The sequence below is a fragment of the Streptomyces sp. NBC_00442 genome (assembly GCF_036014195.1).
Lineage (GTDB): Bacteria > Actinomycetota > Actinomycetes > Streptomycetales > Streptomycetaceae > Streptomyces.
Genome location: NZ_CP107918.1, coordinates 2,113,073 through 2,125,300 on the forward strand (window position 1 = coordinate 2,113,073; position 12,228 = coordinate 2,125,300).

Below are 12,228 nucleotides of genomic sequence, written 5' to 3' on the forward strand. Positions count from 1 at the left end.
CCCCTCCCGCGGGCCCGGCGCGGGACGCGCTCCCCACACCGGCGCCCGGCACACCCCCGGAGGCGGACGACTCGGCGAGCCCGGTCCCGCCGCCTTCCCCGAGCCCGGTCACACCGCCCTGCACGAGCCCGGTTCCGTCGCCCTACGCGGGCCCGGCGGATGGGGGCGGCCCCGCGCCGCGGAGTGATCGGCCCGATGGAGGCGTGGCGGAGGGCGCGTTCCGGATACCCCGGCGCGAGCCTCGCGCGGGCGGCGACCCGGCCGGGGCCTCAACCGGTATACCGGGGTCCGGAGTTGGCGGTCCCCACGCACCGCTCGACCCCCACGCCGCCCCGGCTCCCGAACCCGGCCGCGCCGCGCACGGCGGACCCGGCGCCCCACAAGCCCGTCCTGCCACCCTCCCCGAACTCCGCATCCCCGGCGGGCGCGACGCCTCCGTGCCCGTGGCCACGCCCGAGTCCGTGCCCACCGTCGATCCCCGGCTCGCCGTGGCGCTCGGCAAGGCGGTGCACGGGGATTCGGTGACCAAGCGGGCCGGGCGTACGGTGCGCAGGCTCGGCGCGTCCGCGTCGCAGGACGTCGCCGAGGAGACGCGGATCGGGCGGGAGTTGCAGCAACCCGTGACGACCGGCCGGGTCATCGCGGTCACCTCGATCCGGGGCGGCGTCGGCAAGACCACCGTGGCCGCGCTCCTCACCCGGAGCTTCAACCACTACCGGCACGATCCGGTGCTCGCCCTGGAGGCGGACGGCGCGCTGGGCACGCTGCCGGTGCGGCTCGGTGCCGAGTCGGTGCGGTGGTCCTGCGCCGACCTCGCCGGCATCCTCACCCCCGCCATGCAGCTGACCGACGTCACCGGATACCTCGTGCCGATCACCGACGGCGGCTGGCTGCTGCCGGCGAGCCAGGGCCGCCTCGGTGCGCCGCTGAGCATGCGGACCTACCGCGCGGTGACGCTCGCGTTGCGGCGGTACTTCGCGGTGACGGTGGTCGACTGCGAGACGCTGCCCGGCGAAGTGGCCCGTACCGCGATGGACACCGCGCACGCCCGCGTGGTGGTGGCCCCGATGACCGCGGAGGGCGTCGGCGGCACCCGGGTCGTCCTGGACTGGCTGGCCCACCTTCCGCATCGGGCACTCGCCACCACCGTGGTGGCCCTGACCGCCAACTCGCCCGACATGACACTGGACTTGAAGGCCGCCACCGCGCATCTGCGGGAGGCGGGCGTCACCGTGTTCCCGGTCCCCTACGACCGGCATCTGGCCCAGGGAGGCCCCATCCAGACCGCACTGCTCGGCCGGGCCACCCGCCAGGCCGCCGTCGCGCTGGCCGCCGAGGCGATGGAGCGGGCGGTGAGGGTGCGATGACACTGCACCAGATCCACCGGCCGGCGCGCTCCACCCGGCCGGGCGGCCCAGCGGCGCCGCGTGCCGTGGAGCCGCCGCCCAACCTGCCCGAGGGCAAGACCGGTACGGCGGCCACCGCACTGTTGCCGATGGCCGGCGTGATGAGCTCCGTGATCATGATGACGGTGATCCGCAACAGCCAGTTCGCGGGGCTCGGCGCCATCGTCCTGGTGGTGGCGCTGCTCGGCGCGGTCGCGCTGTTCCTGTCCCAGCGGGGCAAGGCGCAGCGCACCAGGCGCACCCAGCGCGAGCGCTATCTGGAGTACCTGGAGGAGCAGCGCGAGGAACTCGGCGCGGTGGAGCGGGAGTCGAGGCTGCGCGCCCGGATTCTCAACCCGCCGCCGCAGGCGCTGTACGACCTGGTGCGCGATCCGGCGCGGCTGTGGGAGCGGCGGCGCGGCGACCACGACTTCCTGCGGGTGCGGGTGGGCACCGGCACCGTACCGGCGCAGGATCTGTCGATCGGGCAGAACAGCACCCAGGGCGTCCTGACGCCGCCGGACCCGTTCATGCTGAACGAGGCGCGGGCGCTGGTGGCCCGGTATGCCACGGCCACCGAGTCGCCGCTGACGGTGCCGCTCGACCGGGCCGCGAACGTGAGCGTGGTCGGTGACCGCGAGGGCGTCCTGCGGGTGGCGCGGGCGCTGCTCGCGCAGGCGGCGGTCACGCACGCGCCGGACGATCTGGCGATCGCGTTCGCGGTGCCGGGCGAGCGCCTCGCGGAGTGGGAGTGGGCCAAGTGGCTGCCCCATGTGCTGGACGCGATCGAGAGCGACGGTCCCCTCGCGGCGCGGCGGATCGCGCCGAGCGTGCCGCAGCTGGCCCGTCTGATGCGTTCGGAGCTGCGCCGTCGGGCGTCGTACGCGGCCGAGGTGCGCCGGGGGCTTTCCGACCGCGACGCGCTGTTGATGATCGACCGGCTGCTCGTGGTGAGCGACGAGTACGGCCTGCCCGCCGAGGAACTGCCGCGCCCGGACGCGGCGGTGGGGCTCACCGACATGGGCGTCACCGTGCTGCACCTGCTTGAGCAGCAGGTGCACGAGCCCGATCAGGTCAGTGTGCGGATCAGCGTGGACGGGGAGCGGATCACGGTGGAGGATCTGCGCGATCCCGCCGCACCGAGGCCCGCCCTGTCCTACGGCCTGTCCGACGAGATGGGCACGGCGGGCGCCGAGGGGCTCGCGCGCATGCTGGCGCCGCTGCGGCTGTCCGCCGAGTCGGTGGCCGAGGGCACCCCGGTGACCGGGCCCGTGGACTTTCCGCAGCTGCTCGGCATCGACGACCCGGCGGACCTCGACATCGGCCGGCTGTGGGCGCCGCGCGGCGAGCGGGCGTTCCTGCGGGTGCCGATCGGTCTCGACGACCGCCACCAGCCGGTGCTGCTCGACCTGAAGGAATCGTCCGAGCTGGGCATGGGCCCGCACGGGCTGTGCGTGGGCGCGACGGGTTCCGGCAAGTCGGAGCTGCTGCGCACCCTGGTGCTCGCGCTGGTCGCCGGGCATCCGCCGGAGGATCTGGCGCTGGTCCTGGTCGACTACAAGGGCGGCGCCACGTTCGCGCCGTTCGCCGACCTGCCGCACGTGGCCGGGGTGATCACCAACCTGGAGAACCAGGCGGGGCTCGTCGAGCGTGTGCACACCAGCCTCGCGGGCGAGGTGAAGCGGCGTCAGCAGGTCCTCAAGGACGCGGGCAACGTCGCCGACATCGGACACTACGCCGCGTTGCGCGCCGAGCGCCCGGACCTGGAGCCGCTCCCGCACCTCTTCGTGGTGATCGACGAGTTCGGTGAACTCCTCACCGCGAAGCCGGACTTCATCGACCTGTTCCTGTCGATCGGCCGGATCGGCCGGTCCATCGGCGTCCATCTGCTGCTCTCCAGCCAGCGCATCGAGGGCGGCAAGCTCAAGGGCCTCGACACCTACCTCTCCTACCGCCTCGGCCTGCGGACCTTCTCCGCCGACGAGTCGCGCACCGTCCTGGACACGACGGACGCCTTCCATCTGCCGCCGCTGCCGGGCTTCGGCTATCTGAAGGTCGACACGTCCACGTACGAACGCTTCAAGGCGGGGTACGTCTCCGGCGCCTACCGGGGTCCGGCCGTCCTGGAACAGCGGGACGACACCCCGCTCGCCGTGCCGTACTCCACGTTCAACTCCCCCGAGCACGACGGTGGTTCACAGGCGGTCGCGGAGCCGCAGATGCGGGAGCGCGAGACCGGGCCGACCGTCATGTCGGCCATGGTCGACCAGCTGCGTACGGCCGCGGCGCCGGTGCGGCGGATCTGGCTTCCTCCGCTTCCGCAGGCCATCAGCCTCGATGCGGCGGCCGGCCCGCTCCAGGTCTCCGAGCAGGGTCTCAGGCTCGGCCACCGCCCCGGCCCGATGCGCGTGCCGCTGGGCCTGCTCGACGACCCCGGGCGCCAGTGGCAGGGACCCTGGACCCTCGACCTGACGGTGGCCGGCGGGCACGTGGCCGTCATCGGCGGCCCCCAGTCCGGCAAGACGACCCTGCTTCGCACCCTGGCCCTGTCACTCGCCCTGACCCATACTCCGGCCCAAGTCGCCGTGTACGGGCTCGACTTGGTGGGGGGCGGCCTCGCCGCGCTCGCCGGGCTTCCGCACGTCGGCGGGATCGCGGGCCGCGCCGACCACGAGCGGGCCGCGCGGACCGTCGCGGAGGTGCGGGCCATGCTCGCCGCCCGCGAGGAGCTGTTCCGCGAGCACGGCATCGACTCGGTGGACGAGCTGCGTGCCCTGCGCGCGCAGGGCCGGCTCCCCGAGCTCGGCTCGACCGACGTGGTGCTGCTCGTGGACGGGTACGGGGCGCTGCGCGACGAGTTCGCCGATCTGGACGACGCGGTGGCCGACCTGCTCAAGCGGGGCAGCGGCTACGGCATCCACATCGTGGCGGGCATGCTGCGCTGGAACGACGTACGGATCGCGACGCAGTCGATGTTCGGCACCCAGCTGGAGCTGCGGCTCAACGATCCCACCGATTCGGCGATCGACCGCAAGCTGTCCGAGACGCTCGCCCTGGACACCCCGGGCCGGGTCCTGACCAACGGCAGGCTGTTCGCGCAGGCCGCGCTTCCCCGCACCGACTCGGTGTCCTCCGCGGCCGACCTCGGGCCCGCGCTCGAAGACGCGGCCCGTACCGTACGGGCCACCTGGCACGGCGAACTCGCCTCCCCGGTAAGGGTGTTGCCGATGCGGCTGCCCGCGCAGCGGCTTCCCTCGCCGGCGGCGGAGCCGAAACGGATCCCGATCGCGGTCGACCAGGACACGCTCGCGCCCGTCCTGCTCGACCTGTTCGAGCACGACCAGCATCTGCTGGTCCTCGGCGACAACGAGTGCGGCAAGACCAATCTGCTCAAGCTCGTCGCCCAGCAGCTCACCGCGCGCTACAGCGACGAGGAGCTGGTCTTCGCCGTGTTCGACCCGCGGCGCGGGCTGCGCGGCGTGGTGCCCGAGCCGTACCGCGGGGGTTACGCGCACAACGCGAAGGTCGCTGCGGGTCTCGCGGCGGGCATCGCGACCGAGCTGGAGAAGCGGCTGCCCGACGAAAGCGTGGATCATGACGCGCTGCCGGAGGGGCCCGCGTTCAGCGGCCCGCGGATCGTGATCCTCGTCGACGACTACGACATCCTCACCACCGCGGGGCAGCAGCCGCTCGCCCCGTTCCTGCCGTACATCTCGTCGGCGCAGGACATCGGGCTGCACTTCGTCGTGGCCCGCCGCGTCGCGGGTTCCTCGCGGGCGCTGTACGAGCCGTTCCTGACCACTTTGCGCGAGACGGGCACCACCGCGCTCGTGATGGCCGGCGACCGCACCGAAGGCCAGTTGTTCCCCGGCCTGTACGCGGCCGCACAGCCGCCGGGCCGCGGGTTCCTGGTGCGCCGGGGCCGGCGCCACCAGCTCGTCCAGACCGCCCTCGCGCACCAGCCGGAAGAAGCAGAGCACTCGTGACCAAGGACGTCATCGCCCTCACCCCGAAGATGCCGGACACCTGGGCGCTGCTCGCCGGGCTGTACGCGGGCGGGCCCGGCCTCACCGTGGACACCGGCGACGACGGGGCGGTGGTTCAGCTCTGCGCGGCCGACGGGCGGCCCCTGGTCTCCCTGGAGGCGCCGCTGCTCGTGCAGGTGCCGGGCGAGGCCGAACGTCTCCTGGGGGATCAAGTGGCTCCCCCCGGGCTGCCGTTCTGGTGGACGGAGGCGCGGGCCTCCACGGCGGCGCCCGAGGCGGAGCCGCTCGCGGGGTCGGTCGTCGGGCGGCTCACCATGCTGCTCGGCGGCGCCACGTGGCCGCCCGGCGCGGCGACCACCGACGTCGTGCCGGTGGCGCCGCGGAGCGAGGTGAGCGCGCGGCCGGTGAGCGGCGGCGCGCACCCGACGGTGGACGTGCTCACGGACTCGACGGCGGTCGTCATGTGCGACCGCCCGCTCGTCGCCCTGACGGCGTGGCTCTCCCACATCCTGCGCGCCGCGGTGGAGAGCCGTCGCGCCCTCCAGATCGTGACGCCGCCCGGGGTGCGGCTCAGCCTTCCGCTGCGCACGGCGCTGACCGGGGCGCCCAACCGGTGGGTGGTGAAGGATCCCGACTGCGGGTACTACGACGGTCTTTCCGGCGCGGTGCTGCGCTGGCAGGACGGCACGTTCGCGCCGGCCCGTGACGCGTCGGGGGGTGCGGTCGTGGCCGAGGCGTTCGGCGCGGCGCCGGCCTCCTCGGAGCGGCAGCTGATCGTCGCGTTCCGTACGGTGCACAACGCGGACGAGAACCTCGTGCTGGGGCGCGCCCTGGAAGCGGCCTGGGGCGCGCTGACCGGTGCGGCTCCGGCCGGCTGGGGCACCGCCGAGCCCATCAACCTCCCTTGGTCGACCCGGCAGTTGACGGACCTGGCCCGCGACCGGGCACCGGAGCCGACGCATTTCCTCGCCGTCGGCGACCCTGATCGGCCCGCGCTCGCCGGGCTCCGGGTGACCCGGGCCGAGGGGGGTGTCGGTGCCGATGCCACGCTCACGCTCGGGTACGGGGCCGACGAAAGCGTCCCGCTCGACGCCATCGAGGCGCTCGCCACGACGCTGGCCGGGGCGCACGGGCTGACCGACATGTTCGTGTCGCTGCGCCGCGGGCGCCGCGATCTCGCCGTGCCGGCGTGGTTCGAGGCGCCGCCGATTCCGGTGTCGTACACGCTGGGTGCGCAAGGGGTACGGGCGGCCGGGCTCGCCCACGCCCGTCGCCCGCCCCTGTCCTTGCGGCCCGTCCAGCTCGGCCCGGATGCGGCGCCCTCGCTGCACTACGTCCTGGGGGACGGTGGGGATGCGCGTACGTGGGCGAGCCTGGAGCACCTCATGACCCACCTGAACCCCCCGCCGGCCCCGTAACCCCGGCCCGGCCCGTATTGCTGGGGTGGGGCTAGTCGCGGTGGCGGAGCAGGAGCATGGCCGCGTCGTCGTGGAGGGGGCCCTCCGTGTGGAGGATCAGGTCGCGGCGCAGGGCCTCGAGGGCCGACTCGGGGTCGGGGTCCTTCAAGAGGAGCGTGCGGGCCCCCAGCGGGTAGAACGCTCCGGACCGGTCCCGCGCCTCGGTCACGCCGTCCGTGTAGAGGAGGAGTTGGTCGCCCGGGGCGAACGCGACACGGAAGGGCAGCGGGCCCTCCCCCGTGCCGAGCCCGAGCCCCAGCGGCAGCGCGTACCGGGCCGGCTCCGGGAAGGACACCTCGCCGTCGGCACGTACCAACAGGGGTGGCGGATGGCCGTAGTTGAGGAACACCGCCCCGTTCTCGGGGTCGAGCTCGGCGATGATCGCGGTGACGAACTTCTCGCCCTCGAGGGCCCGCTCCGCCGCCCGCTCGACCCGCGCGCCGACCCCGCGGAGGTCCGGCTCGTCGTGGGCCGCCTCACGGAACGCGCCGAGCACCGCCGCCGCCGTCTCCACCGATTCGAGGCCCTTGCCCTGCACGTCGCCGATGATTACCCGTACGCCCTCGGGCGCCGCCACCACCTCGTACAGGTCGCCGCCGATCCGTGCCTCCGCGACCGCCGAGGTGTACGAGACCGCCGCCCGCAGGTGGCCCGCGCTGCGCGGCACCGGGCGCAGCAGGACCCGCTGGGCGACCTCCGCGATGGAGCGCATGCCGGCGAGTTCCGCCTCGCGGCGCTGGCGCATCACGGATCCTGCGACGCCCACCGCGGTGACCCCGGCCACGGCGGCCAGCGAGGCGAAGCCGCGGCGTTCCTCGAAGAGGTCGCTGTAGATGCCGAGTCCGACCCCGGCCGCCAGGGCGATCACGCCGGCGGCCACCGTGCGCCGCCACCCTCCGACGAGGCCGGCGAAGGCGGGACCGAGCGAGACCAGGGGCAGCAGTCCGACCGTGGGCCCGGCGATCAGGTTGGCCACAACCACCAGCCCCATGACCGCGTACGGCAGGACGCGCAGCACGAGGGGCTCGGTGGCGCCGGGCGCCTCGGAGCGGGCGTGGCCGTCGACGGTTCTTGGCAGCATGACCACACCCCTTTCACACCCTTGGGCATCCATTTCGCCATCACGGGTGCGCCGCAACCCTTCCGTTACCGAATCGAGGCCGCGCGCGGGGGCGTGGGCGTCAGGCGCTGGCCCGCTTCCTGGGCGCCGCCGTCTTCGTCGTCCTTCTCGCCGTGGTCTTGGCCGCCGTCTTCTTGGCCGTGCCGGCGGTGGACTTCTTCGCCCCGGTCGGCTTGGGGTTCGACGCGGCGGACTTCTTGGCGGCGGACTTGGCCGCCGTGGCCCTGGACGATGTCGCCTTCGACGACGTGGCCTTCGACGACGTGGCGGGCTTCGACCGCGCGGGCTTCGCTTCCGTCGCCTTCGCCGTCGTGGACCTCTTCGCCGCTCCCTCCCCCTTCGTACGCGCGGTCTTCTTCGCCGGCGCCGTGCGGGTCGTGGTCTTGCGCGCGTTCAGGTGCGTGACCTCGGCGACGCCCTCGCCCGCCCCGCCACCCGCGTCCTCGCCGCGTGCGGCCTTCGCGGCCTTGACGCTGCTCTCCAGGGCCGCCATCAGGTCGATGACCTTGCCCCCGGAGGAGGCCGGCGCGGCCGGCGCGGGGGCGACGGCGCCGTCGGCCTTCGCGGCGATGAGCTCCTCGACGGCGGTGCGGTAGTCGTCGTGCAGGGTCGACATGTCCACCTCACCGAGGGTGTCCATCAGGGCGTCCGCCAGGTCGAGTTCGGCCTCGCGGACGCTGACGTCCGTCTCGGGCGCTGCGTCCTCGGAGGCGCGGATCTCGTCCGGCCAGAGCAGTCCGTGCATCGCGATCACGTCGTCGACCACCCGCAGCATGCCGAGCCGCTCCCGCCCGCGCAGCGCGAACTTGGCGATGGCGACCTTCCGGCTCCGCTTGAGGGCCTCGCGCAGCAGGGTGTACGGCTTCGCGGCGGGCACGCCATTGGCGGAGAGGTAGTACGCGGCGTCCATCTGGAGCGGGTCGATCGAGTCGGCCGCCACGAACGCGACGATCTCGATCGTCTTGGCGGTGGGCAGCGGCAGCAGGGCCAGATCGGCGTCGGTGATCGGGATCATCGAGCCGTCGGCGTCCTCGTACGCCTTGCCGATCTCGTCGCCGCTGAGCTCCTCGCCGTCCAGCTCGCACACCTTGCGGTAGCGGACGCGGCCGCCGTCCGCCGTGTGGATCTGGCGGAACGAGATCGAGTGGTTCTCGGTGGCGTTGACCAGCTTGATCGGGATGCTGACCAGGCCGAACGAGATCGCGCCGTTCCAGATGGATCGCACTTTTTCTCCTCTTCGTCCCCGAGGAGTGTGGTTCACGTGGTTTGTCCGTGGGACTCTCATCGTATGACGCCGATCACCGAGGTGGAGGGGCGGCGGATCGCCCTGTCGAACCTGGAGAAGGTCCTGTATCCGGCGACCGGGACCACCAAGGGCGAGCTGCTGCACTACTGCGCGTCGGTCGCGGACCCGCTGCTCGCCCATTTGCGGGGCCGTCCGGTGTCGTTCCTGCGTTTTCCCGACGGCCCCGGCGGCCAGCGCTTCTTCACCAAGAATCCTCCGCCCGGCACCCCCTCCTGGGTGAATACCGCCGAGGTTCCGCGCTCCGACGACAAGGCGGCCCGGCAGGTGGTGGTGGCGGATCTCGCGACCCTGATGTGGGCGGCGAACCTGGTGGTGGAGTTCCACACCCCGCAGTGGCGGGCGGACGCCCCGGCCGAGGCGGACCGGCTGGTGCTCGACCTCGACCCGGGGGCGCCCGCGAGCGTGGTCGAGTGCTGTGCGGTGGCGCTCTGGCTGCGCGACCGGCTGGCGGCGGACGGGCTGCGGGCGTACGCGAAGACCTCGGGCTCCAAGGGGCTGCATCTGCTCGCCTCGCTGGAGCCGACCCCCTCGGAGCGGGTGTCCGCGTACGCGAAGGTCCTGGCCAAGGAGGCCGAGGCGGCGCTGCCCGAGCTGGTCACGCACAAGATGGCCAAGGCGCTGCGGCCGGGCAAGGTGTTCGTCGACTTCAGCCAGAACGCCGCCGCGAAGACCACCGCGACGCCCTACACGGTGCGCGCGAAGGACCGTCCGACGGTGTCGGCGCCGGTGGCGTGGGCGGAGGTCGAGGCGTGCGGCTCCCCCGACGACCTGACGTTCCTCATCGGTGACATCGCGGCCCGCGTGGAGCGGGACGGTGATCTGCTGGCCCCTTTGACGGACCCCGGCGGGGCGGGCCGGCTGCCGTGAGCACGCGGGCGCATGAGCACGCGGGCGCGCGGGCGCGGCGCGGGAGGCGCGGGAGTCTCAGACACGCAGCCACGTTCTGCGGTCCCGCGCGGTCCAGTACAGGGCCTCCACATCGGCCGGTTTCAGGACGCCGCCCCGGCGGGCGAGGTCGGGGATCTCGCGGTCGTTCAGGACGCTCACGCCGTTGGCCGGGCTCGGCTCGATCCGTTCGGCGTCGACCAGGACGAGGAGCGGCCGCACCGCCGCCGCCAGGGCGTGGGCGGCGCGTTCGGCCTGGTGCCGGGCGTCGCGGAGGAGCGGGCGCGGGGCGGACCGGCCCACCGTGACCAGCGGGTCGGCGATCCGCACCCGGTGGTGGCCGGCGTCGAGGGAGCGTACGGCGATGACGCCGCCGGGACCCACGAGCAGATGGTCGATCGTGGCCCCGCCGGGCAGCGGCACCGCGTGCAGCACCCGCCAGCCGGCGTGTTCGAGCAGGTCGAGCGCGGCCCCTGCGGCTTCGTGTGCGGCCAGCGCGCGGCGCCTGGGGTCGGCCCCGAAGCGGCGGGCGGGCGCGTGCCGCTCCAGCTCGGTCAGGAGCGTCTCGCCGGGCCGGTTGGGCGCGAGGTCGTCGTCCGGGTGGAGGGCGAGCCTGGCGAGGTCGGCCACGGTCGGCACGGGCGGCGGGCCGACGAGCAGCTCGCCGACGGCGTAGGGGCGCAGCGCCGCGAGCACCGCGTCCCGGTGGTCGTCGAGCAGCAGCGATACGCGGCCGGAGTCGCGGTCGTACCAGGCGGCGGCACGCCCGTCCGGGAGGCTGACGTACAGTCGCGCCTGTCCGTGCCGGTGCACCGGTGTGACTCTCAGTCCTGGCATGCCCCATCACCCCACCTCGCCCATGGGAACAGCCTGGTGACCGTGAGGCAATACGCGGGGCGGGCGTCGTCGCGGCGCGATGGCGCCACCCCGCGATGGACGCGAGGCGGTCATGGCCACGACACTTACGCGCGACACGCATCCAATGGATCCGGGAGGGGAACCACTCAATGATCATCTTCGGCACCCGCGGCTATCTCTACCAGCTCGCGATGCTCACGCTCGTGTGCGGCAACTGCGGCAACCCGGCCGCGCACGCGCTGCGCAAGGCCGTCACCAAGTTCACGCTGTTCTTCGTTCCGCTGTTCCCGATCTCGACGAAGTTCCGCACGCAGTGCACGTTCTGCGGTCTTCAGCAGCAGATCACCAAGGAGCAGGCCGAGGGTCTGCTGGCGCAGCCGGTCGCACCGCAGCCGTACGGCCAGCCGCAGCCGGGGCAGATGCAGGGCCAGAACCCGTACCAGCAGTAGGACTCGTCGGGGGCGCGGGACCATGACGGGACCGCCCGCAGATCTATGGCCGGCCGTTACCAACGCGCGGCAATGCCGCAATGCCGGACATTTAGCGTCATAGGCATGACGACATCCACCCTGCCCCGCACCACCAGGATCGCGGCCGCCTCCGTGCTCGCCCTGACCGTGGGCGGCGGCATCATGGCCTGCGCCCCGGAGCCGGCGGCCAAGGCCCCGGACGTGCGGGTGCGGAACGCCGCCACCGCACGGGCCGAAGCGGGCGTCCGCCCGCTGAGGGCCGCCGAGCCGACCCGGCTCGTCATCCCGTCCGCCGGGGTCGACGCGAGCCCGGTGCTGCGACTGGGCGTGGATTCCGCGCAGGAGCTGGAGGTACCTCCGGTAGACCGGGCCGAGCAGGCGGGCTGGTACACCGGCAGCGTCACCCCGGGCGAGAAGGGGGCCTCGGTCCTGGTGGCGCACTACGACACCGCCGAGGGCCCCGCACTGATGCGGAACGTGCGGGACATCGAGGTGGGGGACGTCATCGAGGTCGGCCGGGCGGACGGCTCGACCGCCGTGTTCCGGATCAGGGAGACCGAGCAGGTCGAGAAAAAGGACTTTCCCACGCATAAGGTTTACGGGACGACCGATCGTCCCGAGCTCCGCCTGATCACCTGCGGGGGCCCCATCAAGGACGGTCACCGCTCGGCCAACATCATCTTCTACGCCGATCTGGTCCGGGCCGCGTAACCGGCCGGGGCTACGGCGAAGCCGTGGCGGAGGGTGAAATAGCCTGGGGC

9 protein-coding genes are annotated in these 12,228 nt (G+C 73.4%); 6 read left to right on the forward strand and 3 right to left on the reverse strand.

Translation table 11 applies throughout. The features are described from left to right. Positions 1–443: 443 nt before the first annotated feature. Genes OG432_RS09315 through OG432_RS09325 form a run of 3 tightly spaced genes read left to right on the forward strand, consistent with a single transcriptional unit; the run spans position 444 to position 6,789 of the window. Positions 444–1,367: a type VII secretion protein gene (locus OG432_RS09315; RefSeq protein WP_328309635.1), complete on the forward strand. Its 924-nt coding sequence runs from the start codon at positions 444–446 to the stop codon at positions 1,365–1,367. Next, positions 1,364–5,371 (forward strand): type VII secretion protein EccCa, encoded by a 4,008-nt coding sequence (gene eccCa / locus OG432_RS09320; RefSeq protein ID WP_328309637.1) that lies wholly within the window; start codon positions 1,364–1,366, stop codon positions 5,369–5,371. The genes OG432_RS09315 and eccCa overlap by 4 nt, the downstream gene beginning before the upstream one ends. Next, on the forward strand, positions 5,368–6,789 hold the full coding sequence (locus tag OG432_RS09325) for a DUF6177 family protein (RefSeq protein ID WP_328309639.1): 1,422 nt from the start codon (positions 5,368–5,370) through the stop codon (positions 6,787–6,789). Before eccCa ends, OG432_RS09325 begins: the two co-directional genes overlap by 4 nt. Before the next feature lie 31 nt (positions 6,790–6,820). Here the strand turns inward: OG432_RS09325 and OG432_RS09330 are convergent, their stop codons facing one another. Together OG432_RS09330 and ku are read right to left on the reverse strand one after the other, a co-directional pair. Then, positions 6,821–7,819, reverse strand: coding sequence for a PP2C family protein-serine/threonine phosphatase (locus OG432_RS09330; RefSeq protein WP_328315049.1), 999 nt, complete (start codon positions 7,817–7,819; stop codon positions 6,821–6,823). 190 nt (positions 7,820–8,009) lie between these two features. Then, positions 8,010–9,173: a non-homologous end joining protein Ku gene (gene ku, locus OG432_RS09335; protein ID WP_328309641.1), complete on the reverse strand. Its 1,164-nt coding sequence runs from the start codon at positions 9,171–9,173 to the stop codon at positions 8,010–8,012. 63 nt (positions 9,174–9,236) lie between these two features. On the opposite strand from ku, the gene ligD reads away from it, so the two are divergent. Further along, on the forward strand, positions 9,237–10,121 hold the full coding sequence (gene ligD, locus OG432_RS09340; protein WP_328309643.1) for a non-homologous end-joining DNA ligase: 885 nt from the start codon (positions 9,237–9,239) through the stop codon (positions 10,119–10,121). Positions 10,122–10,178: 57 nt separating this feature from the next. On the opposite strand, the gene OG432_RS09345 is transcribed toward ligD, so the two are convergent. Then, entirely contained in the window at positions 10,179–10,976 is a 798-nt protein-coding gene (locus tag OG432_RS09345) for a nuclease-related domain-containing protein (protein ID WP_328309645.1), read from the reverse strand. 170 nt (positions 10,977–11,146) lie between these two features. On the opposite strand from OG432_RS09345, the gene OG432_RS09350 reads away from it, so the two are divergent. Next, positions 11,147–11,446: a zinc-ribbon domain-containing protein gene (locus tag OG432_RS09350; protein WP_328309647.1), complete on the forward strand. Its 300-nt coding sequence runs from the start codon at positions 11,147–11,149 to the stop codon at positions 11,444–11,446. Between the two features lie 105 nt (positions 11,447–11,551). Continuing rightward, the gene (locus tag OG432_RS09355) at positions 11,552–12,178 is read left to right on the forward strand and encodes a class F sortase (RefSeq protein WP_328309648.1); all 627 of its coding nucleotides are present in this window, start codon (positions 11,552–11,554) and stop codon (positions 12,176–12,178) included. The last annotated feature ends 50 nt before the right edge of the window (positions 12,179–12,228 follow it).